At 70.8% G+C, this 24249-nt stretch carries 22 protein-coding genes; 12 read left to right on the forward strand and 10 right to left on the reverse strand.

All coding sequences use genetic code 11. From position 1 onward, the window contains the following. Positions 1-68: 68 nt before the first annotated feature. From AC1P0E_RS19470 to AC1P0E_RS19480, 3 genes are all read right to left on the reverse strand, one after another. Positions 69-1115 (reverse strand): hypothetical protein, encoded by a 1047-nt coding sequence (locus tag AC1P0E_RS19470; protein ID WP_482743426.1) that lies wholly within the window; start codon positions 1113-1115, stop codon positions 69-71. 76 nt (positions 1116-1191) lie between these two features. Beyond that, positions 1192-2057 (reverse strand): IS5 family transposase gene (locus AC1P0E_RS19475; RefSeq protein ID WP_482745816.1). Its coding sequence is split into 2 segments (ribosomal slippage): positions 1192-1677 and positions 1680-2057, totalling 864 coding nucleotides; the frame shifts between segments, so codons are not numbered across the junction. Positions 2058-2073: 16 nt separating this feature from the next. After that, on the reverse strand, positions 2074-3621 hold the full coding sequence (locus tag AC1P0E_RS19480; protein ID WP_482743427.1) for a class I adenylate-forming enzyme family protein: 1548 nt from the start codon (positions 3619-3621) through the stop codon (positions 2074-2076). Between the two features lie 143 nt (positions 3622-3764). Here AC1P0E_RS19480 and AC1P0E_RS19485 point away from each other — a divergent pair, with 143 nt between their 5' ends. The 4 genes from AC1P0E_RS19485 to AC1P0E_RS19500 all read left to right on the forward strand — a co-directional run bounded on the left by AC1P0E_RS19485 (position 3765) and on the right by AC1P0E_RS19500 (position 8079). Further along, on the forward strand, positions 3765-4988 hold the full coding sequence (locus AC1P0E_RS19485) for an amidohydrolase family protein (RefSeq protein ID WP_482743428.1): 1224 nt from the start codon (positions 3765-3767) through the stop codon (positions 4986-4988). Next, positions 4988-6160 carry an acyl-CoA dehydrogenase family protein gene (locus tag AC1P0E_RS19490; RefSeq protein WP_482743429.1) on the forward strand — a complete coding sequence of 391 codons (1173 nt, stop codon included), beginning with the start codon at positions 4988-4990 and terminating at the stop codon, positions 6158-6160. The genes AC1P0E_RS19485 and AC1P0E_RS19490 overlap by 1 nt, the downstream gene beginning before the upstream one ends. Next, complete coding sequence (locus tag AC1P0E_RS19495) at positions 6160-7089, forward strand: acyl-CoA dehydrogenase family protein (protein ID WP_482743430.1); 930 nt, start codon at positions 6160-6162, stop codon at positions 7087-7089. Before AC1P0E_RS19490 ends, AC1P0E_RS19495 begins: the two co-directional genes overlap by 1 nt. 522 nt (positions 7090-7611) lie before the next feature. Beyond that, positions 7612-8079: an ATP-binding protein gene (locus AC1P0E_RS19500; protein WP_482743431.1), complete on the forward strand. Its 468-nt coding sequence runs from the start codon at positions 7612-7614 to the stop codon at positions 8077-8079. Positions 8080-8505: 426 nt separating this feature from the next. Here the strand turns inward: AC1P0E_RS19500 and AC1P0E_RS19505 are convergent, their stop codons facing one another. Continuing rightward, entirely contained in the window at positions 8506-9435 is a 930-nt protein-coding gene (locus AC1P0E_RS19505) for a cyclase family protein (RefSeq protein ID WP_482743432.1), read from the reverse strand. 83 nt (positions 9436-9518) lie between these two features. Between AC1P0E_RS19505 and AC1P0E_RS19510 the strand changes: the two genes are divergently transcribed. The 4 genes from AC1P0E_RS19510 (at position 9519) to AC1P0E_RS19525 (ending at position 13247) form a co-directional block, all read left to right on the forward strand. Continuing rightward, entirely contained in the window at positions 9519-10433 is a 915-nt protein-coding gene (locus AC1P0E_RS19510; RefSeq protein ID WP_482743433.1) for an SDR family oxidoreductase, read from the forward strand. Positions 10434-10888: 455 nt separating this feature from the next. Beyond that, complete coding sequence (locus AC1P0E_RS19515) at positions 10889-12037, forward strand: acyl-CoA dehydrogenase family protein (RefSeq protein WP_482743434.1); 1149 nt, start codon at positions 10889-10891, stop codon at positions 12035-12037. Next, complete coding sequence (locus AC1P0E_RS19520) at positions 12034-12174, forward strand: hypothetical protein (RefSeq protein WP_482745983.1); 141 nt, start codon at positions 12034-12036, stop codon at positions 12172-12174. The genes AC1P0E_RS19515 and AC1P0E_RS19520 overlap by 4 nt, the downstream gene beginning before the upstream one ends. A 14-nt stretch (positions 12175-12188) precedes the next feature. Next, positions 12189-13247 carry a Zn-dependent alcohol dehydrogenase gene (locus AC1P0E_RS19525; protein WP_482745817.1) on the forward strand — a complete coding sequence of 353 codons (1059 nt, stop codon included), beginning with the start codon at positions 12189-12191 and terminating at the stop codon, positions 13245-13247. On the opposite strand, the gene AC1P0E_RS19530 is transcribed toward AC1P0E_RS19525, so the two are convergent. Further along, complete coding sequence (locus AC1P0E_RS19530; protein WP_482743435.1) at positions 13239-14351, reverse strand: GlxA family transcriptional regulator; 1113 nt, start codon at positions 14349-14351, stop codon at positions 13239-13241. The two genes, AC1P0E_RS19525 and AC1P0E_RS19530, sit on opposite strands and share 9 nt — an antisense overlap. Before the next feature lie 74 nt (positions 14352-14425). Here AC1P0E_RS19530 and AC1P0E_RS19535 point away from each other — a divergent pair, with 74 nt between their 5' ends. Together AC1P0E_RS19535 and AC1P0E_RS19540 are read left to right on the forward strand one after the other, a co-directional pair. Further along, positions 14426-15682, forward strand: coding sequence for an MFS transporter (locus AC1P0E_RS19535; RefSeq protein WP_482743436.1), 1257 nt, complete (start codon positions 14426-14428; stop codon positions 15680-15682). A 151-nt stretch (positions 15683-15833) separates the two neighbouring features. Next, a complete protein-coding gene (locus AC1P0E_RS19540) occupies positions 15834-17177 on the forward strand; it encodes an MFS transporter (RefSeq protein WP_482743437.1) in 1344 nt (447 codons plus the stop codon). Here the strand turns inward: AC1P0E_RS19540 and AC1P0E_RS19545 are convergent. From AC1P0E_RS19545 to AC1P0E_RS19560, 4 genes are all read right to left on the reverse strand, one after another. After that, positions 17167-17775 (reverse strand): flavin reductase family protein, encoded by a 609-nt coding sequence (locus tag AC1P0E_RS19545; RefSeq protein ID WP_482745818.1) that lies wholly within the window; start codon positions 17773-17775, stop codon positions 17167-17169. The genes AC1P0E_RS19540 and AC1P0E_RS19545 overlap by 11 nt on opposite strands. Positions 17776-17889: 114 nt before the next feature. Next, complete coding sequence (locus tag AC1P0E_RS19550) at positions 17890-18729, reverse strand: enoyl-CoA hydratase/isomerase family protein (RefSeq protein ID WP_482743438.1); 840 nt, start codon at positions 18727-18729, stop codon at positions 17890-17892. A 61-nt stretch (positions 18730-18790) separates the two neighbouring features. Continuing rightward, positions 18791-21025: an acetate--CoA ligase family protein gene (locus AC1P0E_RS19555; RefSeq protein ID WP_482743439.1), complete on the reverse strand. Its 2235-nt coding sequence runs from the start codon at positions 21023-21025 to the stop codon at positions 18791-18793. A 360-nt stretch (positions 21026-21385) separates the two neighbouring features. After that, complete coding sequence (locus AC1P0E_RS19560; RefSeq protein ID WP_482743440.1) at positions 21386-22540, reverse strand: flavin-containing monooxygenase; 1155 nt, start codon at positions 22538-22540, stop codon at positions 21386-21388. A gap of 173 nt (positions 22541-22713) precedes the next feature. Between AC1P0E_RS19560 and AC1P0E_RS19565 the strand changes: the two genes are divergently transcribed. Beyond that, the gene (locus AC1P0E_RS19565) at positions 22714-23166 is read left to right on the forward strand and encodes a DoxX family membrane protein (RefSeq protein ID WP_482743441.1); all 453 of its coding nucleotides are present in this window, start codon (positions 22714-22716) and stop codon (positions 23164-23166) included. Continuing rightward, complete coding sequence (locus tag AC1P0E_RS19570; protein ID WP_482743442.1) at positions 23163-23594, forward strand: Zn-ribbon domain-containing OB-fold protein; 432 nt, start codon at positions 23163-23165, stop codon at positions 23592-23594. The genes AC1P0E_RS19565 and AC1P0E_RS19570 overlap by 4 nt, the downstream gene beginning before the upstream one ends. A gap of 63 nt (positions 23595-23657) precedes the next feature. Here the strand turns inward: AC1P0E_RS19570 and pspAB are convergent, their stop codons facing one another. Further along, on the reverse strand, positions 23658-24242 hold the full coding sequence (gene pspAB, locus AC1P0E_RS19575; RefSeq protein WP_482743443.1) for a PspA-associated protein PspAB: 585 nt from the start codon (positions 24240-24242) through the stop codon (positions 23658-23660). Between the last annotated feature and the right edge of the window lie 7 nt (positions 24243-24249).

The raw sequence follows: 24249 nt of genomic DNA on the forward strand, positions 1-24249 counted from the left end.
TGCTGCCTGGAGAGTCGATCGCGGTGCCGATTGTGGCGTGCGCGTCGGCGGGGGACTTCCGCAAGGGCTCACTGGATCAGCTCGATATGAGGGTGGGACGGGTCCACCGGGCAGACGTGGAGCTGGAGGTTGTAGCCGCCGACGATGTCGATCAAGGTGAAGTTGCCGCCCCGGGCGCCCAGGGGAGGCGGGGCCGGGTTCGCCGGTTCCTCCTCGGCGATCCAGGTCTCGCTGCCGCCGTCCCATTCCGAGGAGGCGATGGTGAGGAGCGGGACCTGCTCGGTGCCGCACTCGGGGCAGGGGCGGGGCTTGGGGTCGGTGAGGCTCCAGCGGGTCCAGCCGCCGGTCTTCCAGCCGGGGGCGGTGGAGAGGTTGTTCAGGTAGAGCTCGCCCGGGTCGTCCGCGTACGTGTTGTACCGCGCGGGGTCGATAGACTCCCAGCGGCTCATGTCGTCCACCTGGTCCTGAAGTTCCTCGTCCAGGTCCGAGGGGTGGGGGTACTCGGTGACCTGCTCCGGTGAGAACAGGCACGGCTGAGGGAGGTAGCAGTCGCGCTGGACGATGGGCGGCTCGGGTGGTATCTCGAGGACGTCCTTGACGGTTGCGGAGGAGCGCCAGAACAGTGCGGTTTTGGGGCTGGCATGTTCCGCGTGGTCGAAGGGGCACCACAGGACCTGGAGGAGGTCCGCGTCGGACGGGCACGGGAAGGGGACGTCACGGGCGTAGAGCTGGGCGACGGGGAGGAGGGGGATCGGGCCGTCGAACCACGGGCGGTCCGCGAGCCGCTCCCAGGTAGCTCGTTCCTCGGGAGTCCACTGGGGTGCCTCGGGGTCGAGGCGCCGCCGCTCGGCCGCTGCGGCGCGGTCGTGGCGGAGTAGCCGGACGTCATCCGGGGAGTGGACCACCGGCGCCGCGCCGCTGTCGTGCGGCTCGTCGCAGTACGGCCACGGCTCGTCGGCGGGCCACAGGAGCGGCCCGCCGACGGAGCTGTCGTGCACGGTCGGCGACCCGGGGCGCGGGTGCAGCCGGGTCGCCGTGCGCGCCAGCGGGGCCAGCTGAGGAAAGAGCGCGGTGATGTCGAACGGCCGCGGCGGGGTTGTAAATATGGCGTTCATAGCGGTGATGCTGCCAGCAGCGTCTGGCAATGGGTGTACCGAGCCACGTCAGCTGACACTGCACAGCTTCCCTGAGTCAGCAGGCGGACCAGAGGAAGATGCCGGCGATATGGAGTCCGGCCAGGTAGATGGTCGCGGTCTTCTCGTAGCGCGTGGCGATGCCGCGCCACTGCTTCAGACGGTTGATGCACCGTTCGACGGTGTTGCGCTGTTTGTAGGTCTCGCGGTCGAACGCCGGCGGTCTCCCGCCCCGACTGCCCCGCCGCAGCCGATGACCACGTTGATCCGCCGGCACGGGGATCACCACACGGATGCCGCGCTTGCTCAGGTGGTCGCGGATCGCGCGGGAGGAATACGCCTTGTCGGCCAGGACTACGTCCGGCCTGGTTCGGGGCCGTCCGCGGCGACGCGGTACACGCAGGCCGGCCATGACGTCCATGAAGGTGGGTGCGTCGCCCGCTTGGCCGCCGGTTAGGACGAACCCGAGGGGACGGCAACGGCCGTCGGCAGCAAGATGGACCTTCGTTGTAAGTCCCCCGCGCGACCGGCCGATGGCGTGGTCGTGCGGCTCGGCCGCTGGGGCCCCCTTTTGCGGGCCCCAGCGGCGTGCTGATGAGCGCGCACGATTGTGGAGTCCACCGAGACGACCCAGTCAAGCTCATTATCGGCGTCGGCTTGGGCCATCAGCGCCGTGAACACCCGCTCCCAGGTGCCATCGAGGGCCCACATCCGAAGGCGGTTGTAGACGCCCCGCCAATTGCCGTACTTCTCCGGCAGGTGCACCCACTGAGTTCCGGTCTGGAACTTGAAGGCGATCGCGTCGATCACCTCACGGTGGTCCCGCCAGCGGCCACCCCGCTTCGGCGTCCGGTCCGGGAGCAACGGTTCGATCCGCGCCCACTGCGCATCAGTCAACGGCACACCCGGACCAACGACTGACAGATCCAAACGAAACCGCCTAGGCCTGTGAATAGCGTTCACGCAGCTTGTACTTGAGGACCTTGCGCAGCGTCTCGTTGCGCGGCAGAGCGTCCACAACCTCCAGTTGCTCGGGCAGTTTGTGTACGGACAGCCCCTGCGCCCGCAGATACGCGGCGACCTCCTCCAGGGTCAGCGGTGCGGCGCCCGGGGGCTGTTCCACGACGGCGCACACCCGCTCGCCCCGCGCCGGGTCGGACAGCCCCACCACGGCGGCGTCGCCCACGCCCGGGTGACGGTGCAGGAGGTCCTCGATCTCCTTGGCCGAGATGTTCTCGCCCTTGCGGATGATGATGTCCTTCAGCCGTCCGGTGAGCACCAGATGGCCGGTGGGGGTGAGGTGCCCGACGTCCCCGGTGATCAGGAAGCCGTCCGTGTCGAAGGCATCCGCGTTCTGGGACGGCTCCAGGTAGCCCCGGCACACGGCCTCGCCGCGCAGCCGCACCTCCCCGTCGGTGCCCGCCGGCACCGGTGTGCCGTCCTCGGCGGTGATGCGTATCTCCATCCCCTCGGGGGGTCTGCCCTCTGTCGTGGCCAGGTTGTCCGGTGTGTCGTCCGGGGAGCCCATCGTGATCATCGGGACCTCGGTCATGCCGTAGCCGTGCGTCAGTTGGCAGCCCATCTCGCGTACGACGGCGTGGTAGGTCTCCGGCGGTTTGGGCGCTCCGCCGCCCGCGAGCAGCCGCAGGGTCGGGATGAGGCTGCGGGAGGGGTCCTTGCGCTGTTCGGCCAGGAACATCGCGTAGAAGGCGGTCGATCCGCCCGCGACCGTGACTCCGTGCCTGCGGTATTCGTCCAGGGCGGCGGGCATGGCGAAGTGCTCGAAGAGGACGGCGGGGAAGCCGTACAGGAGCAGCATCACCAGGTAGTCGGGGCCGCCGATGTGGGCGTACGGGAACGCGACCGAGCCGATGTCGTGCGTGGACAGCCGTAGGGCGTGCGCGAGACACGAGCCGCCCGCTATCAGGGAACGGTCGGTGTGCAGGACGCCCTTGGGATCGGACGTCGTCCCGGAGGACCAGTAGATCCAGCGAACCGTGGTGCCGTCGGAAGGCGGCTCCGGGAGCGTTCCCGGGTCCCCGTCCGGAACGTTCCCGTACGCCTCGAAAACGCCACGCGCGCCGAGCCGGTGAGCCATCGCTGTGTGGTCAAAACCGCGCCACTGTCCCGGCACGGCGAAGAAGTCCGCCTTGGACTCGCGCAGCGCGAATCCCACTTCGCGCTCCCGGTAGAACGGGATGACCGGTGTCTGTACGGCGCCGAGCCTGGCCAGGGCCACCGACAGGAGCACCGTCTCGATCCTGGTCGGCAGCTGCCAGGCGACGACACTTCCGGGGCGCACGCCCTGCCCGTACAGGCCGGCCGCGACACGCTCGGCGCGGTCCCTGAGCTCGCCGAAGGTCAGGACGCGGTCGGCCTGGAGCAGTGCGGGCCGCTGCGGGGTGAGGGCGGCGCGGCGGTCGACAAGCTCCCAGAGCGTCCGGGAGGCGCCCAGTGTGTACGCGGTGTCGGTCGCGGTGTCGGTCACGGCAGTCCCCTCGCAGCTGACGGACAGTCAGATCATCCGGAGAGCGTAGGGCTCTGCGCCTTGTCGGTCCAGGGGTGCGGGGCTAGCCTGAGATCTGACGGGTCATCAGAAACGCGGGACCGCTAACGCCGGAGGACACAACCATGGAACTGCCTCGGATTGTCAGCGTCGACGACCATGTGATCGAGCCGGCGCACCTCTTCGAGACCTGGCTTCCGGCGAAGTACCGCGACCGCGGCCCGAAACCGCTGACGGCCGGAATCGGCGAGCTCGCCTACGTGGCGGGCAAGTACCAGATCACGATGGACCCGGACGGGCCGCCCACCGACTGGTGGATCTACGAGGACCTCAAGTTCCCGTACAAGCGCAACATCGCCGCCGTCGGCTTCGACCGCGACGACATGACCTTGGAGGGCATCACCCGCGCGGAGATGCGGCGAGGCTGCTGGGACCCCAAGGCGAGGCTCGCCGACATGGATCTCAACCATGTGGAGGCCTCCCTGTGCTTCCCCACGTTCCCGCGGTTTTGCGGACAGACCTTCGCGGAGGCGCACGACAAGGAGGTCGCCCTCGCCTGCGTGCGCGCGTACAACGACTGGATGGTGGAGGAGTGGTGCGGCGACAGCGGCGGCCGGCTGATCCCACTGTGCATCATCCCGCTGTGGGACATCCGCCTGGCCGTCGCCGAGATCAAGCGGAACGCGGCACGCGGCGTACGGGCGGTCACCTTCAGCGAGATCCCGACCCACCTCGGGCTGCCGTCCATCCACTCGGGCCACTGGGACCCCTTCTTCGCGATCTGCGAGGAGACCGGCACGGTCGTGAACATGCACATCGGCTCGTCGTCCCAGATGCCCGCGGCGTCCCCGGACGCCCCGCCCGCCGTCCAGGCCGCCCTCAGCTTCAACAACGCCATGGCCTCGATGATGGACTTCCTCTTCAGCGGCGTCCTGGTGAAGTTCCCACGCCTCAAACTGGCCTACAGCGAGGGTCAGATGGGCTGGATCCCGTACGCCCTCGAGCGCGCCGACGACGTGTGGGAGGAGCACCGCGCGTGGGGCGGGGTGAGGGACCTGATTCCCGAGCCCCCTTCGACGTACTACTACCGGCAGATGTTCTGCTGTTTCTTCCGCGACAAGCACGGCGTCGCTTCCCTGGACGTGGTCGGCCGCGACAACGCCACCTTCGAGACCGACTATCCGCACGTCGACTCGACGTTCCCGCACACGAAGGAAGTCGCGCTCGATCACGTGAAGGGCCTCGACGACGAGACCGTCTACAAGCTGATGCGCGGCAACGCGATCCGCATGCTCGGTCTCGACCTGGACCGTGGCCGCGTCCCCGCCGTTGCCCGCAGCGTCCGCTGATGGACCTCACGTACACCGAGGAGGAAGAGGCGTTCAGGGCGCGTCTGCGCGAGTGGCTGGCAGCCACGCTGCCCGGCCTGCCGCCCCGCCCCGACCCGCTCGACTGGCCCGCCAGGCGCGCGTACGACACGGCGTGGCAGCGCAGGCTGTACGACGCGGGGTACGCGGGGCTGCACTGGCCCGCCGACGCGGGCGGGCGCGGTGCCACGCCCACCCAGCACTTGATCTTCCTGGAGGAGACCGAGCTGGCCGGGGCGCCCTACGTGGGCGCGAACTTCGTCGGGCTGCTGCACGCGGGACCCACCGTCGTCGCCGAGGGGACCGCGGAACAGCGCGCGCGCTGGCTGCCGCCGATCCTGCGCGGCGACGAGGTGTGGTGCCAGGGCTTCAGCGAACCGGACGCCGGCTCGGACCTCGCTTCACTGCGCACCAAGGCGGTGCGGGACGGGGACGAGTACATCGTCACCGGATCGAAGATCTGGACGTCCCACGCGGAGGTCGCCGACTGGTGCGAGCTGCTGGTACGCACCGAACCGGTGAGCGCGTCCGTTCCGAAGCACCGGGGCATCACCTGGCTCGCCATGCCGATGAACGCTCCTGGGGTGACGGTCAGGCCGTTGCGAACGCTCGCGGGAACGGCCGAATTCGCGGAGATGTTCCTCGACGAGGTGCGCGTGCCGGTCGCCAACCGCGTGGGGGACGAGAACGACGGCTGGCGCGTCACCATGGTCACCCTGTCCTTCGAGCGAGGCACGGCCTTCGTCGGTGAGGTCGTGGCCTGCCGCCGCACCCTGCGCGCACTCGCCGCGGCCGCTCGCGGGAACGGCCGTTGGGACGACCAGGAAGTGCGCCGCACCCTGGGACGCCTCAACGCGGAATTCACCGCTCTGTGGCGGCTCACCCAGTGGAACGTCAGTGAAGCGCAGCGCACGGGAGGCGAAGGAGGCGTTCCCGGGAACGGCGGTTCCGTCTTCAAGCTGCGCTACTCGCACGCCCGCCAGGAGCTGTACGACGCTGCCGCGCGGGTGCTCGGCCCCCGTTCCCTGGACCTGTCTCACGACTGGACCCTGGACCGGCTGTCGTCGCTCTCGTACACGATCGCCGCCGGCACGTCGCAGATCCAGCGGAACATCGTCGCCGAGCGCATCCTCGGCCTTCCCAAGGGGCGCTGATGGACTTCCGTCTCACCGACGACCAGCGTGCGCTCCAGGCAGGCGTACGGGAACTTCTCGAGGGCCGCTTCGGACGCGAGCGGCTGCGGGCGGCGGTCGACAAGCCCGGCTCGGGCCTGGACACCGGCCCGGAGGCGGCCTTGGACCGTGCGCTGTGGCGGGATCTCGGTGACGCCGGGTTCTTCGCGCTGCGGCTTCCCGAGAAGGACGGCGGAGTGGGCCTCGGTCTGCCCGAAGCCGTACTCGCCTTCGAGGAGGCGGGCCGCGCGCTGCTGCCCGGCCCTCTGGTGGCCACGCACCTCGCCGCCTGCACGGTCCCGGGAGCGGCCACCGGCGACACCGTGGTGACGCGGGTGGACGGCGAACTGGTGGAGTGGCTGGACGCGGCGGACGAGGTGCTCGGGAACGCTGCGGGAGCCGTGCCCGTACGTTCCGTGGATCCGCTTACGCCGCTGCACCGGGTGCTCCGGGACGTTCCCGGGCACGTGGCGGGGGGCGTTACGGGGCGCGTTCCCTGGAACGGTTCTGAGGCTGCTCTCCTCACCGCCGCCGAACAGCTCGGCAGCGCCGCCCGTACCACCGAGGCCGCCGTCCAATACGCGCGCGAGCGCGAACAGTTCGGGCAGCCCATCGGAGGCTTCCAGGCTGTCAAGCAGCTGTGCGCCCAGATGCTGGTACGCACCGAGGTGGCCCGCAGCGCCGTGTACGGGGCCGCCGTGACCGGGGACCCGGTGGAGATCGCCGGAGCCAAACTGCTGGCCGACGACGCGGCCGTCCGTAACGCACGTGACTGCCTTCAGGTGCACGGCGGCATGGGCTTCACGTGGGAGGCCGACGTACACCTGCATCTCAAGCGCGCGTGGGTGCGCGCCGAGCGGTGGCCGACGGCGGGGGACGCGGCGGAGGCGCTGGCGGCGGCGCTGCTGTGAGCGAGGGGTCGCGGGTGTCGCGGGTAGTGAGGGTGTCGCGGGTAGTGCGGTGGTCGCGGGTGACCGGTTGCGTACGGGCCGTGCCCTTCCGTGGCGTTCCGTGGCCGTGGGTAATCCGCCGGTCACTCCATCCTGCGACTGGTGAGCGATTACCGTGCGTCGATATCGGGTTGTGTCCTTCGCGTGACTCGTCACGGGCCGGAGTCGGGGGTGCGCTCCGGTACTCTCCGTGGGATGCGAGTGGTTGTGATGCGCAGCTGTCCCGGTGTTGCCTCTGTGGTGACTCCGGGCCGCGAGATGTGCGCCGCTCGCACCGTGCGGAGGCGCCGTGCGCGCCCCTGTTCGACTCCCCGCAGCGTGCGTCGCACAGTATGCACCACGCGTACTCCTTCGCGCTGGAATATGCCCGAAGCGCTTGTTGCGGTGACTGTACGTCAACCATGCTGTCCCATAAGGGAATCACGTTCCGTGACCCTGTGGAGACGCGAGGCGATGTGTCCGCCGGTTCGGATGGTGTGAGCGGTGCAGGTGCTTCAGGTGCAGTTGGAGGTCGGGGCCGACCCCGCCGAGGTGGGGCGCGCTCGTAGGTGGGCCCGCTCGCGGCTCGCCGGCTCCGGGATAAGGGTCGACGAGCCGCTGGCCGAGACCCTGATCCTGCTCATCTCGGAACTCGTCACGAACGCGGTGGTGCACACGGGCTGTCCGGCCGTACTGCGGATGCTCTTCGGCGCGGCGGACGACGGCACGGTGCGGGTCGAGGTGGCCGACGCGAGTGCCTGCCCGCCGAAGCCCCGGCACGCGGAGGGCGACGACACCAACGGACGCGGGCTCGAGCTGGTCGACGGCCTCGCGGACCGCTGGGGCTGGCAGTCCGAGGGTGCGGGCAAGCGGATCTGGTGCGAGGTGGACCGGGGGGCGCCCGTGGTTGCGTCAGGGGCGTACGGGGCGGCTGTGTATGAGCCGTCGTGCGCTGTCACAAATAGCGCATAACGAGCAAATCGCCGGTCGGGTGTTGACGGCTGGTGATGGCCTGATGACCCTTGGGTGAGGCGATTCGCTGCGAGGGGACGCCGAGGATTCGAGCTGCGTTCACGCGGCCCGTCCTTGGCGAACGCGGGTCGCGGTTCGGCGTCGGCTCCTTTTGGGAACACGAGGGGCAGGGCCTGTACGCCGGAGCCGGGTGGTGGCCCTTGTGCCGCGCTCGGGGCGTGCGGGAGTGCGTCGCCACCCGGCTGTTCGAGAATGGCCCGGCCAGGGTTTGGCCGGGTGGTCCCCCGCTGGTTCTGGTTAGTCCGGCCGGTCCGGGTGGGCCTGGTTGGTTCGGGTGGTCCGGGTGGTTCGGCTGGTCCCGGGTGGTCCGGGTGGTCCGGGTGGTTCGGCTGGTCCCGGGTGGTCCGGGTGGTCCGGCCGGCAGTGTCAGAGGATTGCCACGGGGGCGACCGGGGTGCCCGTTCCCCCGACGAACGGCTCCGGCATCGCGGAGAGCAGGAAGGCGTACCGCCCCTCCTCCGCACAGGCTGTGGACAGTTCCTCCAGGTTCCAGTTCTGGCCCTGCAGCATGCCCATCTCGACGAGGTCGAGAGCGTGCACGGGCAGCCACAGGTTCTCGGTCTCCGGCGGGCAGATCTCGAAGGTGAGGGTGTCGTTCGCGACCGCGGCGACGTCACGGGCGTGGAACCACTCGGGCGTACGGATGGACAGGCCGGGGGACGGATAGCCGTAGGCGTGCTTGTCGCCCGCCAGGTATGTCTGGATCTGCCCGGTCCGTACGAGAACGATGTCGCCGGCCCGGACGGTCGTACGCGCCAGCCCCTCGGCGGCTTCCAGATCCTCCGGCGTCACCGCGTGGTCCCCGGCCAGCCGGTCCACTCCGCGTGCGCGGGCCACGTCGAGCAGTACCCCGCGCGAGACGACGTGCCGCGCCTTGTCTATGCCGCTGAAGCGGGCGCGGGTGTGGGCGGTGATCGTGTTGGCCGGGCGGCCGTTGTAGATCTTCCCCGAGTGCGACACGTGGGTGAGGGCGTCCCAGTGGGTGGCCGCCTGGAGCCCCATCGTCACGGCGTCGTCGCTGGTGGCGACGGTTCCGGGGCCGAAGAGCTCCTGGTTGATCTGAACCATGGAGTGGAGCGGGTTGATGCGGCCGGGGATCAGTCCTGTCTGGACGCCGTCCTGGTGGAGCGGGAGCGCGAGGGGTATGCGGCGGCCGGTGCGGATGGTCGTGGTGGCGGCGGTGCGTACGACTTCGTCGGTGATCAGGTTGAGGGTGCCGATCTCGTCGTCGGTGCCCCAACGGCCCCAGTTGTTCACGCGCTTGGCGATGTCGTGGAACTCGGGCGGCAGTGACATGGGGCCTCCTCGGGGCTTGTGTTCGGGCGACCGGGTGCGCGTAAAATCTAACGGTCCGTCAGAAACCGTGGAAGGGGCCGGTCGTGGGGAACTTCTTGGCAGGCAAGGTCGTCGCCGTGACGGGTGCGGGGCGGGGGATCGGGCGGGCGGTGGCGCTGGCCTGCGCGGCCGAGGGGGCGCGGGTGGTCGTCAATGACTACGGGGTCTCGATGGAGGGCTCCGAGCCTACGAGCGAGGTCGCCGAGGCGGTGGTGAAGGAGATCGCGGCCGCGGGCGGTGAGGCGGTGGCAGTCGCCGACGACATCTCGACGATGGCGGGCGGGCAGCGGATCGTCGATGTGGCGCTGGCGCAGTACGGGCGTATCGACGGGGTGGTGTGCGTCGCCGGGATCCTGCGCGAGCGGATGCTCTTCAACATGGCCGAGGAGGAGTGGGATCCGGTCATCGCTACTCATTTGAAGGGTACGTTCACGGTGTTCCGGGCGGCTTCGGCGGTGATGCGCAAGCAGGGCGGCGGGACGCTGATCGGTTTCACCAGCGGCAACCATCAGGGGAGCGTCGCCCAGGCCAACTACAGCGCCGCTAAGGGCGGGATCATCTCGCTGGTGCGCAGCGCGGCGCTCGGGCTGCACAAGTACGGGGTTACGGCAAACGCGGTGGCTCCGGTGGCCCGTACGCGGATGTCCGCGAACGTACCGATGGAGCTCAAGGAGATCGGCGAGCCGGAGGATGTGGCGGCGCTGGTCGTGTACTTGCTGAGCGAGCGGGCGCGGGAGGAACGGATCACCGGGCAGATCTACACGGTCGCCGGCCCGAAGATCGCGGTCTGGGCGCAGCCGAGGGAACTGCGTGCGGGGTACGCGGAGGGTGGGCGGTGGACGCCGGAGCGCATCGCGGACTTCCTGCCGGGGACGGTCGGCACCGATCCGATGCCGATGCTGGCGCAGCTGGAGGCGATGGCTGAGGCGGCGTCGCGGAAGACGCGGCCGAATGCGTGAGGTTGGGGCGCTGGCGGGGGTGGCGGGGGTGCGGGGGTGGCCGGGCGGTGCGGGTGCGGGGGCAGTGGCTTTGGGGTCGGTGCCGCGCCGGGGCGTCTCCTCGGGCGTCGAACGTTCGGGTACGTCGGGTTTCGTTGGGGTGGTTGCGTTCAACGCCCTGCGGGGAGCGCCCCGACACGTCCCCTCCTGGCACCGTGGAGTGCGACGCGGGGTGAGGCGCGCCCCGACACGTCCCCTCCTGGCACCGTGTATGCGCGACCGGGGGCCTGCGGGCGCCCCCGGCACGTCCCCTCCCGGCACCGTGGAGTGCGATGCCCGGGCCGGCGGGTGCATTTCCCTCCTGGTTCCGTGTTCGTGAAGCCGGTGTGGGGCTTGGGGTGGTGAAGGTGTCGCAGGGGCCGTCCTGACCGGCAGGGCGCACAGTGCACGCTTCCGCAATCGAGAGGAGACCCACCGTGGACTTCGCCTTCGGCGTCGACGACGACGCGTTCAGGGGTGACGCGCGGGCGTGGCTCGCCGCGCATCACGGGGGCGCCGCCGGAAGGGAATGGGAGCGGGAGCTCGGTGGTGGGGGGTGGATCGGCCTCGGGTGGGACGACGGTGGGGCGTACGGCGGCCGGCGGGCCGGTCTGACCCAACAGGTTGTCTGGGCCGAGGAGTACGCCCGCGCCCGCGCTCCCGCCAGAGCCGGGCACATCGGGGAGAACCTGCTCGCCCCGACCCTCATCGCGTACGGGAGCGAGGGGCAGAAGCAGAGGTTCCTGCCCGCGATCGCGCGCGGCGAGGAGCTCTGGTGTCAGGGGTACAGCGAGCCCGGCGCCGGCTCCGACCTGGCCGGGGTGCGCACCGTCGGCGTACGGGACGGGGGCGCGTACCGCGTCACGGGGCAGAAGATCTGGACCTCCCTCGCCCAGGACGCCGACTGGTGCTTCGTCCTGGCCAGGACCGAGGAGACGAAGCCCGGCGCGCGGCGCCACCACGGGCTGTCGTTCCTGCTGGTGCCGATGGATCAGCCGGGGCGTGTCGACGTACGGCCCATCCGGCAGATGACCGGGACCAGCGAGTTCAACGAGGTGTTCTTCGACGGGGCCGTTGCCCGGGAGGTCGTCGGCGGTGAAGGCAACGGCTGGCGTGTCGCCATGGGACTGCTCGCGGTTGAGCGCGGAGTGTCCACGCTCGTGCAGCAGATCGGCTTCGCGGAGGAGTTGCGGGAAGTGGTGCGGCTGGCCGTCGGAGTGGGAGGTGGGAGCGTCGGGGATCCCGTCGTACGGGCTCGGCTCGTTCGGCTGTGGGCCGAGCTGCATGCCATGCGTGCCAACGCGCTGCGGACATTGGGCTCTTCCGGTGACCCCGGCGCTCCCAGCGTCGCCAAGCTCCTCTGGGGCGGCTGGCACCAGCGGCTCGGTGAGCTCGCCGTGCAGGTGCGGGGCGCCGCCGCGACAGTCGGGCCGTACGACTGGGAGGAGCATCGGCCGTACGAACTCGACCTTGCGCAACGGCTGTTCCTCTTCAGCCGCGCCGACACCATCTACGGCGGCTCCGACGAAATCCAGCGGAACATCATCGCCGAGCGCGTGCTCGGCCTACCGAGGGAGTCCGGGTGACGAGTGGCGGCAGCATGCGCGGTGTGGTCTTCGACGGGAAGGCGGTCCAGGTTGTTGATGATCTGGAGATACGGGACCCGGAACCCGGCGAGGTCATCGCCGAGCGCGTGCTCGGCCTACCGAAGGAGTCCGGGTGACGAGTGGCGGCAGCATGCGCGGTGTGGTCTTCGACGGGAAGGCGGTCCAGGTTGTTGATGATCTGGAGATACGGGACCCGGAACCCGGCGAGGTCATGGTCGCCGTCGGCGCGGCCGGGCTGTGTCACAGTGATCTGTCGGTCATCGACGGGACCATCCCCTTCCCGGTACCCGTCGTACTCGGGCACGAAGGCGCGGGCGTCGTCGAGGCGGTCGGCGCCGGGGTGACGCATGTGGGGCCCGGTGATCACGTGGCCCTGTCGACCATCGCCAACTGCGGGGCTTGCGCGGAGTGCGGCCGGGGGCGGCCGACGATGTGCCGCCGGGCTATCGGGATGCCGGGGCAGCCCTTCTCGCGCCGGGGCGGCGCGCCGCTGTACCAGTTCGCGTCCAGCTCGTCGTTTGCCGAGCGCACGATCGTCAAGGCCGTCCAGGCCGTCAAAGTGCCTGAGGACATTCCGCTGACCTCGGCCGCGCTGATCGGCTGCGGCGTCGTCACGGGTGTGGGAGCCGCGCTGAACCGGGCGAAGGTCGGCCACGGCGACACCGTCGTCGTCATCGGGACGGGCGGGATCGGGCTGAACGTCATCCAGGGCGCCCGCATCGCCGGGGCGTCGGTGATCCTCGCCGTCGATTCCAATCCGGCCAAGGAGACGGTCGCGCGGCAGTTCGGTGCTACGCACTTCCTTCCGTCGGCCGACAGGGATGCGGTACGGGAGATCCTGCCCACCGGCGCCGACCATGCCTTCGAGTGCGTCGGCAAGACGGCGTTGATCCGGCAGGCGATCGATCTTCTCGACCGGCACGGACAGGCGGTGCTGCTCGGCGTTCCGGCCGCGACGGCCGAGGCGTCGTTCCTTGTCTCGTCGATGTACCTGGACAAGTCGATCCTCGGGTGCCGGTACGGTTCTTCGCGCCCGCAGCGGGACATCGCGCTGTACGCCGAGCTGTATCGGGAGGGCCGACTGCTGCTCGACGAGCTCGTGACGGAGACGTACCCCGTCGAGGACTTCGCGAAGGCGGCGGACGACGCACACCACGGGCGCGTGGCGCGCGGAGTACTCCTATTCTGACCTGGCTTCCTCCCATCCTGTCGGGTCACCAGGCGCCCCTCGGGCGGTGGTGCTTCCGGCCTCGTCGCCCCGTCCGTCCACGCCTCCCGTGTCCCCGTCGCCCGTACTGGCGCGGAACGTGCGGCGGTAGGCGGTCGGCGGGACGCCCAGCGCCGCCTGCAGGTGCTGGCGCAGGGATGTCGCCGTGCCGAAGCCGGCGTCGCGTGCCACCTGGTCGATCGACAGGCCGGTCGATTCCAGGAGGTGCCTGGCGCGTTCCACGCGCTGCTGGGCCAGCCACTGGCCGGGGCTGATCCCGGCCTCCTCGCGGAACCGGCGCGTGAACGTCCGTACCGACATCGCTTCCTGCTGGGCCATGTCGCGCAGCTGGATCGGCTCGTGGAGCCGGCCGAGTGCCCAGGCCCGCGCGGTGGTCGTCGTCGCCAGCTGGGGCTCCGGGACCGGGCGGTGGATGTACTGCGCCTGGCCGCCGTCCCGGTGCGGCGGTACGACCGTGCGGCGGGCCACCTCGTTGGCGACCCCGCTGCCGTGGTCGCGCCGCACGATGTGCAGGCAGAGGTCGATCCCGGCGGCGACCCCGGCGGAGGTCAGGACGTCACCGTCGTCGATGAACAGCACGTCCGCGTCGACCTCGACCGACGGGAACAGCCGCTGGAAGTGCTCGGCCGCCGTCCAGTGCGTGGTGGCGGGCCGGCCGTCGAGGTAGCCGGCCGCGGCCAGGACGTAGCCGCCGGTGCAGATGGCGACCATGCGGGTGCCGGGGCGTACGAAGGCGAAGGCCGCCTTGAGCTCGTCGGTCAGCACGCCCTCGTCGTAGACACGGCCGAGTTCGTACGACGCGGGGATCACGACGGTGTCGGCGGTGGCCAGCGCCTGCGGGCCGTGCTCGGCGACGATGGAGAAATCGGCGTCGGTACGGACCGGGCCCGGCGGCCGGACGGAACACGTCACGCTCTCGTACAGGGGGCTGCCCGCGGCGTCCTTCGCAAGGCCAAAGATGCGGTGCGGAATGCCGAGTTCGAAGGGCAGCAGCCCGTCGAGTGCGAGGACGACGACGCGGTGCGGCTCGGCGTGACGCCCCTTGCCCCTGCTGCCCTTGTCCATGGGTTCCTCCTCCGCTGTCTCCACCGTCTTATTCGCTGGCTGGTATAGACCTCAAGCTGATACATGTCTGCGCTGTGACGGACAAGCGCGCACCGGCCCAGGACATTCCCGAGACGACACGAACGCCCCCAGAGGCCTCCCGAGGCCTCTGGAACCGTAACTTCCGGCTCTTCTTCGTGGCCCGTACGGTCGCGGTCTTCGGCGACGGCATGGTGCCCGTCGCCCTCGCGGCGGGCCTGCTCGGCGCCGGCCACCCCGGCTCGTCCGTCGGCTACGCCCTCGCCGCCTGGATCGGCCCCTTCGCGGTACTGGTCCTCTTCGGTGGCGTACTCGCGGACCGGTTCACGCCGCGCCGGATGATGATCCTCGCGGACGCACTGCGGATGGCCGGCGCCTCGGTGCTCGCGGTCTCCTTCGCGGCCGGGGACCCGTCGGTGTGGGTGGTGTACGGACTGAGCGCGGTCAGCGGCGTCGGAGCCGCGCTCTTCCAGCCCGGGGTCGCCTCGACCGTCCCGCGCATCGCCCACGACGTACAGCAGGCGAACGCGGTCCTGCGCGTCTGCGAGGCGCTCATGACCATGGCGGGCCCGGCTTTCGCGGGGCTCGTGGTCGGCCTCTCGGGTGGTGCGGGCGCGGTCTTCGCCGCGAACGCCGCGACCTTCGCGGTGAGCGGAGTCTGCCTGTTCCTGCTGCGACTGCCGCCGGTGGGAGATCCGGTGAAGCGCGGCTCGCTGATGGCCGAACTGATCGACGGGTGGAAGGAGTTCACGGCGCGCAGCTGGCTGTGGGGCGTCATCGCGATCTGGACGGTGTACGGACTGACCGTGGCCGGCCCGCTGATGCCGCTGACGGCGGTCCTGGTGACCGAGGGGCACGGACCGGGGACGTACGGCGCGCTGATGGCGGTCAACGGCGCCGGCAGCGTCGCGGGCGGCCTGCTGGCGCTGCGCCTGCGGCCGGGGCGTCCGCTGGCGGCGGGGGCGGTGGCGCTGCTCGGTGTTGTGGTGAACCTGCTGGTGCTGGGGTTCGACATGTCCGTACTCGCTCTGGGCGTCGGTCAGTTCGTCGGCGGGGCGGCCTTCGCGTTCTGGCTGGTGATGTGGTCGACGACGGTCCAGACGCACGTCCCGGCCGACGCGCTGAACCGGCTGCACGCGTACGACGTGTCCGGATCGCTGCTGATGATGGCGGCCGGGCGGGCGCTGGCCGGCCCGGTGGCGGAGGCGGTGGGCGCGGAGCAGGTGCTGCTGGCGGGGGTGGCGGTCATGGTGGTGGTGGTCGGGATGCTGTTGGGGGTCCGGCCGATCCGGGAGCTGAGGCGGGTGGGTTGAGGTGCGTTGACGGGCGCGCACAGGAAGAGAGCCGTGGGCTGAGAGGCGTGGGGAACGTTCATGCTTGCTTGTCCCGTCGTGGCCCGATTCTTACGAACACTGACCACCGGGCCACTCGCTCGTGATCTGCGCGCGCTCGAAGCTGAGTGACGTGACCCAGACAACCGAAGGCGCCACGCACGCCGCACCCGGGCCCGCCGACGCCCGACGTAAGCCGACCCGCCCGCGGCGGAGCCGCCGCATGTCACCGCACCGCGCGTGGTTCGTCGCGGCGGTCGCCTTTGTGACGATCATCGGCGGCGCCGCCTTCAATTCCCTGCCCGGTCTGCTGATCGACCCGCTGCACGAGGAGTTCGACTGGTCGCGCGGCGAGATCGGTCTCGCCGTCTCCATCGACATGGCGCTGTACGGACTGACCGCGCCCTTCGCCGCCGCGCTCATGGACCGCTTCGGTATGCGAAAGGTGGTGGTCGTGGCGCTGAGCCTGATCGCAGCGGGCGCCCTGCTGAGCGTCTGGATGACGGCCTCCTGGCAGCTGATGCTCTACTGGGGCCTGCTCGTCGGCCTCGGCACCGGCTCGATGGCGCTGGCCTTCTCCGCGACGGTCACCAACCGCTGGTTCGTCGCCCGCCGGGGCCTGGTCACCGGCGTCCTGACGGCCGCGGGCGCGTCCGGCCAGCTGGTCTTCCTCCCGCTCTGCGCCTGGATCGTCGACAACCACGGCTGGCGGCCCGCCTCCGTCACGGTCGCACTCGCCGCGCTGGTCGTCGTCCCGTTCGTGTGGCTGCTGCTGCGCGACCACCCGGCGGACGTGGGACTGGCCCCGTACGGCGGGGACTTCGTACCCAAGCCGGCACCGCAGACGGGCGCGGCGAAGCGTACGGTCATGGTCCTCTTCTCGGCCGCGAAGACCGGGCCCTTCTGGCTGCTGGCGGGTACGTTCGCGATCTGCGGGGCGTCGACGAACGGCCTCGTCCGCACCCACTTCGTACCCTCGGCTCACGACCACGGCATGCCGATCACCGCCGCCGCGTCACTGCTTGCCGTCATCGGCGTCTTCGACGTCATCGGCACGATCGCCTCGGGCTGGCTGACCGACCGCTTCGAGGCGCGCCGCCTGCTGGCCGTGTACTACGCGCTGCGCGGCGTCTCGCTGCTCTTCCTTCCGATGCTGATGGCTCCGACCGTCCACCCGCCGATGATCTTCTTCATCGTCTTCTACGGCCTGGACTGGGTGGCCACGGTTCCGCCGACCCTTGCCCTGTGCCGTGAGCAGTACGGCGAGGACTCGGCGATCGTCTTCGGCTGGGTGCTCGCGTCGCACCAGGTGGGAGCGGCGGCGGTCGCCTTTGCGGGTGGTGTGGCGCGGGACGTGTTCGGCTCGTACGACGTGGTCTGGTACGCGGCGGGTGCGCTGTGCGCGGCGGCGGCGCTGATGTCCCTGGTGATCCGGCGGAAGCCGATCCCTGTCGTGGTCGGGGAGGTCAGGCGCTGAACCTGCCGAAGCCGCCGAACCTGCCCCGGTGGAACAGCAGAGGCTCCCCGTCCTCCGTCCCGCCCAGCGCCTCCACCCTGCCGACGACGATCAGGTGGTCTCCGCCGGTGTGCACGGCCTGGATGCGGCAGTCGATCCACGCCGGTACCGAGTCGAGCAGCGGTGACCCCGTGGCGGGCGCCGGCTCGTACCCGACACCCGCGAACTTGTCCGCCCCGCTCACCGCGAAACCGCGGCACAGGCCGCCCTGGTCCGCGCCGAGGATGTTGACGCAGAAGACGCCGGCCCGGGCTATGCGCGGCCAGGTCGTGGACGTACGGGCGACCATGAAGGTGACCAGGGGCGGGTCGAGGGACAGCGAGGCGAAGGACTGGCAGGCGAAGCCGGAGGCCGGTTCCTCCGGGCCGGTGGCCGGCGCCGTGATGACGGTGACGCCGCTGGCGAAGTGGCCGAGTACGGAACGGAATTCGGCCGGGTCGACCGGCAGTCGTTCGTCCTCGCCGACGGCTCGCAGGTCGGGGCGGGGGAGTGCGTCGTAGGGCTCGGCGGCCGTGGGGGCGCCGACCGACCTGAGGTATCGGACGACGGTGGCCGCCATCCCTGCGTGTCCCATCACGCCATCCATTGAAGCTGACGGGTCGTCAGATTGGAAGGGGCTGGCCGGCCCTGCGGCTGCCGCTGCGGTTGTGGCTGTGGCGGTGGGCTGTGCGGCTCACAGGCCCCGGTACTTGGGGGTACGCCGTTCCACGAAGCTCGCCACGCCCTCGGTTGCGTCCGCCGTGGTCATGTTGATCTCCTGGGCGGTCGCCTCGGCGGTGAAGGCGGTGGTCCGGTCGACGTCGAGGGACGCGTTGACCAGTTGCTTGGCGAGGGCGATCGACCGGGTGGGTCCGCCCGCCAGCCGCTCGGCCCAGGCGCGGGCGGTCGCGGCCAGTTCCGCGTCCGGGACGACACGGTTGACCAGGCCCAGTCGCTCGGCCTCGACGGCCGGGACGGAGTCGCCGAAGAACATCAGCTCCTTTGCGCGCTGCGGGCCGATGAGACGGGGCAGCAGGTATGCCCCGCCGCCGTCCGGGACCAGTCCGCGACGTACGAAGACCTCGATGAACTTGGCGGATTCGGCGGCCAGTACGAGATCGCAGGCGAACGCGAGGTGGGCGCCGATGCCGGCGGCGGTGCCGTTCACGGCGGCGATCACCGGCTTCTCGCAGTCCAGGACGGCAGTGATGAGCCGCTGCGCGCCGAGCCGGATCGTACGGGCGACATCCCCGGCCACCCGCTCCCCGCTGCCGCCGGCCGGGGCGCCGGCGCCGCGCAGATCCGCGCCGGCGCAGAAGCCCTTGCCGGTGGCGGTGATGACGACGGCGCGCACGGCGGGGTCGGCGGAGGCGGCGGCGAGCAGCGATATGACGCGTTCTCGCTGGTCCCAGGTGACGGCGTTCATGGCGGCGGGGCGGTTCAGGGTGATCCACGAGACACCGTTGTCAGTGGCGTGAAGTATCAATGAATCAACGGATTCGTCGGGGGTGTCGAGGGGGGAGTCGGTCGTCATGTGCGAGCTCCTGGGGTGGGGTTTGGGGTACGGGGCGTCCGGGGGTCTGGGGCGGAGCCCCTCACCGGCACACAGCCAGCGCGTCCAGTGCCACCGCTCCCTGGCCCCTCGGCAGGATCATCAACGGGTTGATGTCCAGTTCCGACAGGTCGTCGCCCAGTTCCAGGGCCATCCGCTGGACCCGCAGCACGACCTCCACCAGCGCGTCCACATCCGCCGGGGGCGCGCCCCGTACGCCGTCCAGCAGTGCATGGCCCCGCAGTTCGCCGAGCATGGTCCGCGCCTGGTCCTCGCCGAAGGGGGGCACCCGTACCGACGCGTCGCGGAGCACCTCCACCAGTACGCCGCCGAGCCCCACCGTCACCGTCGGTCCGAACAGGGCGTCCTGCGTCACGCCGACCATCATCTCGACGCCCCGCTCCACCATCTGGCACACCAGTACGCCGTCCAGCTCGATCCCCTCGTACCGCGCGATGTCCGTCAGCTCGCGGTAGGCGTCGCGGATCTGGCTGGCGGAGGTCAGGCCGACCTTCACCAGGCCGAGCTCGCTCTTGTGCGCGAGCCGCGGACCGGACGCCTTCATCACCACCGGGTAGCCGACGAGCCCCGCCGCCCGGACGGCCGCCGCCGCGCTCGTCACCAGTTGCTCGCGCGGTACGCGGATGCCGTACGCCCGCAGCAGCTGCTTCGCCGCGTGCTCGCTCAGCTGCTCGCCGGGGCGCATCAGTGCCCGCGCCTTGCGGAAGGAGGGGGAAGGCGTGCGCGGCGCGTCGTCGAAGGGGGAGCGGTAGGAGGCGGTGAAGCGGTGGTGGGCGAGGTAGGCGCGGACCGCCGAGATGCAGTTGCCGAACGTACGGAAGGTGGCGACCCGCGACGACCCGAGCAGTGTCTCCCGGTACGCCGCCTCCGTCCCGACCGGCGAGCCCCACACCACGCACACCAGCTTGTCCGTCGCCTCGGCCGCGTCGGCCAGGTCCTGGGCCAGTTTGTCGCTCATGGGAGGGAAGGGGCCCGTGATCGGGCAGATCAGAACCCCGACCCCCGGGTCCGCCAGTATCGCGTCGATGATTTTCCGGCCGCGCCAGTCGCCGACCGGGTGGCCGCCGTTGTCGACGGGGTTCGCCACGTTCAGGTAATCGGGTATCCACTGGTGCAGCTCGGCCTGCTTGGCCGCCGACAGCTCCGGCAGCCGCAGATCCGCCGCCGTCGCCAGGTCCGCGAAGTGCGCGCCCGTACCGCCCGAGATCGAATAGACGACGACCCCGTCGGACACCGGCTTCCGCGCCCGCGCCAACAGTGCCGCCGTGTCCTGGAGTTCGTCGAGACCGTCCACCCGGATCACCCCGAACTGCCGCATCGCCGCGTCCACCACGTCATCCGCGCCGGTCAGCTTGCCGGTGTGTGAGGCGGCCGTACGGGCGCCCCTCTCCGTACGGCCCACCTTGACCGCGACGACCGGTACCCCCGCCTGCGCGGCCCGGTCGGCGGCGAGCAGGAAGGAGCGGCCGTCCTTGAGGCCCTCGACGTAACACGCGATGGCCCCGACCTCCGGCTGCTGGGCGAAGTACGAGATGAAGTCGGCGGTCTCCAAGTCGGCCTCGTTGCCGGTGGGCGCCCAGTGGGAGAGACGTATGCCGAGCTCCTGGAGGGCGTGCAGGGGGCGGCCCTGGTGGCCGGACTGGGTGATCAGGGCGATGGCGGGGCCGTCCAGGTCGTCGCGGAAGTTCTCGAAGGCGTTGAGGTTGGTGTTCGGCCCGAGCAGTCGTACGCCCGACCGCTCCACCGCGGCGGCCAGCCGCGTCTGGGCGGCGGCGCCGGCCTCGCCCGTCTCGGCGAAGCCGGAGGCGAAGGCGACGGCGAACTTCACCTTGGCCTCGCCCAGTTCCTCGACCACCGGGACGGGATCGCCGACCAGCAGTACGGCCAGGTCGACCTGCTCGGGCAGGTCGCGGACGGAGGGAACGCACGGCAGCCCGAAGACGGACTCGCGCGTGGGATGGACGGGGTGCAGCCGGGCGCCGACCCGCTCGGCCCAGGCGATCAGCTGCCGGGTGATCCCGGCGTTGGGCCGGCCCTCGGCGTCGGACGCGCCGACGACGGCCACCGACTCGGGCCGGAAGAACCGGTCGAGGTCGGGGACGGCGGCGTACAGCGGCCGGCCGCTGACGTCGAGGTCGCCGGCGGCGGTGGCGGTGGGGGTCGCCGTGTCGTGGACGGCGGCGTGGGGAGCCTCTCCGCAGGCCACGACGCGGGCGCGGAGATCGGTGGTCAGGGTGCCGTGGGTAGATCCAAGCATGTCTCAGCCCGCTCCTGCTCGTCGGCCAACGTAACTGACGCATAGTCAGGTTACTGAACTGACGGCTCGTCAGGAACAGTCCGGCAGGCAAAGAGTGCGGGGCGGGCGCGAATGCCACGCCCGCCCGCTGCTACTGCCTACCCCGGTCGGAGCGTGGTCAAGACCACCAGACGGCGGTGGCAGCGTTTCCAGTACGACGAGGAGCGGGAGGCCCACGGCGTCGGCGAGCAGGGCCTGGTGCTCGGGGTCGGCCTTGTCTGCCCGGCTGACGACGGGATCCGGCACGTGCGAGGTGGCGGGCGCGGGCTGGTCGCACAGCACGGCGCAGCAGCACGGCACACCCCTGGGCGCCCAAGTCGCTCAGCGGGTGGCCCTGTGCCCGGCCGCGACCTTCTTGGCGATCTTCCTTGCGTCGATGGCCAGTTCCCGGAGCATTCCGCTGATCGGGTTGGTGAACCCCGTGAAATACAGGCCCGGCGCCCCCGGCGGGGTGCGTGCGCCGTGGGCGATCGGGCGGCCGCGCTCGTCCAGTACGCCGAGGTGGCCCACCAGGCCCTCCAGTGCCCGCCGGTAGCCGGTCGCCGCGATGACCGCCTGCGGGGAGATCCGGGTGCCGTCCGCCAGTACCGCCTTGTCCTCGTCGAAGGACTCGACCGCCGCCACCGGCTCCACCGTTCCCCGCTTCACTGCGGCCACGAGCCCGACGTCCTGCACCGGGATCGCGCCGTCCTTGACCCGGGAGTAGAGCCCGGTGTCGGGGCGCGGCAGGCCCCGGGCCGAGAGGTCGGGGACCGCGAGCCGGCTCATCAGGCCGCCCGCCCGGTCCACGAGGCGGACCGGGAGGCGGCGGACCAGGATGCCGGTGCGCTGCGAGGGCCAGCCGGCCGTCGAGCGGCGCACGATGTGCGGGACCGTGCGCACGGCCAGGCGTACGCGCGCCGCGCCGCCCTCCACCAGGTCCACCGCGATCTCGGCGCCCGTGTTGCCCGTGCCGACGACCAGGACGTCCTTGCCTTCGTACGGGCGCGGGTTGCGGTAGTGCCGGGCGTGCTTCAGCTCGCCGGTGTACGTGTCGCGGCCGGGCCACTCGGGGACGTACGGCGTGTGGTTGTAGCCGGTGGCGACCACCACCGCCGAGGCGGTGAGCTCGCGGCCGCCGGTCGCGTGCAGCAGCCAGCCGCCGTCGGGTCCGGAGTCGATACGGGAGACCTCGACCCCGGTGACGATCTCCAGCTCGTGGAACTCGGCGTACTTCTCCAGGTACCGCACCACGTCGTCCCGCGACACCCACCGCCCGAACGAACGCGGCATCGGCAGTCCCGGCAGGCCGGACAGGCGCCGCGTGGTGTGCAGGTGCAGCCGGTCGTAGTGGACGCGCCAGGACGCCCCGACGGAGTCGGACTTCTCCAGTACGACGGCGCGTACGCCCTGCTCGCGCAGTGCTGCCGCGGCGGCGAGTCCGCCCGGTCCGCCGCCTATGACGTAGACGGGGTGGTCGATAGTGGTATTGGCCATGATTCGTCAGCGTAATGACGAAAGTGGTTGATGGGTCTCGGTCAAGGCCGAAATCGGTTGCGATACGGTCACGGACAGTCGCCGGGGCCGTACCTCTTGCGCGCGGCCCGCCTCATCCGTTGAACTGACGTACCGTCAGATCGGCGGTGGTGGCTGAAGGTGGGTGGAGCGGAATGCAGACCATCTGGCTCGGCGGCGCGGAGTGGCTCGCCGTGCTGCGCATCGGCCTCGGCCTGTGGTGGCTGGAGAGCTGGCGCCACAAGGACAAGAAGGGCTGGTTCGAGCGCGGTACGGGCATCGCCTGGGCGGCGGACGTGGCCGGGAAACACAACTGGCCGGTGGTGAAGCGCGGCTTCGACACGATCGTCGCGCCTCGCCCCAAGGTGATGGCGTACATCGTCGTGTACGCCGAACTCGCCCTCGGACTCGGCCTGGTCGTCGGTTTCCTCACCCCGATCGCGCTGGCCGCCGGCCTGCTCCTGAACCTGCTCTACCTCGTCCTGATGATCCACGACTGGGCCGAGCAGGGGCAGAACGCCATGATGGCGCTGATCTCGCTCGTCGCGCTGTTCGCCATGTCCTGGCAGACCTGGTCCCTCGACCACGCGATCGGACTCTTCCGGTGAGCGCGGCCAACCCGGCGGTCCCCGACATCGATGCCTTCACGCGCCCCTACTGGGACGCCGCCGCCGAAGGCCACCTGCTGCTGCGCCGCTGCCGCGCCTGCGCCCGGCCGCACCACTACCCGCGCGAGTTCTGCCCGTACTGCTGGGGCGAGGACGTCGACTGGGAGCGGGCGAGCGGTCGCGGCACGCTCTACACCTGGTCCGTCGTCCACCGCAACGACCTCCCGCCGTACGGCTCCCGCGTGCCGTACGTCGCGGCGGTCGTGGACCTCGCGGAGGGGCTGCGCATGATGACGGAGGTCGTGGACTGCGAGGAGGCCGGCCTCGGCGTCGGCATGGAGTTGCGGGTGGCCTTCCGGCGGGGCGAGGGGACGGAGATGGTTCCGGTGTTCCGCCCTGCCTGTCAGCCCTCGTCCGGGGCCGGCTGAGCCATCGCCACTCCGTACAGACCGCGTTCTTCGCCGGCGTGGGCGCCGTCACCGGCAGACCGCTTACAGTCCCGGCGCGCCCCACACGGGGAACCACCGGGCGAGGTCCTTCTCCACCCGGAGGTCGTCGCCCAGGGCAGCCCTGACCTGCAACTCCAGCGGGTTGTCGCGCTTTTCGGCACCGCCCGGCAGCGGCGCGAACGGATAGAACGTGCCGCGCTTGTAGAGGTAGACCAGGGCCAGTGACCGGCCCTCCTGGTCCCGGAAGCCGATCAGGGAGCAGAGCAGGTGCGGGCCGAAGCCGCCTTCCTGGAGCAGGGTGTTGACCGCGTGCAGGTCGTTGACCAGGGCGGCCGTGTCGTCGGCCGGGTGGCGGGCGAGCAGCCAGGTGTATCCGTACGCGTCCCGGCTGAACTCCACCGGGACCCCGCCCCGGCCGGTGTCCGCGTCGAGGAGTTCCCGTACGTCCTGCTGGATACGGGCGAAGCCGCCGCCCTCCACGCCCGCGAAGCAGACCGAACCGCGCCCGGTGGGGGTGAAGCCCACGCCCGCCTGGAGGGTGAGGGCGGCCGAGGGGACCGCGAAGAGCTGGTCGAGGTCGGGGCGGACCGGCTTGCTCCGGCCCAGGAGGGAATCGAGGAGACCCATGAACGTT

The sequence above is a fragment of the Streptomyces sp. TRD_SC_5 genome, assembly GCF_056836825.1.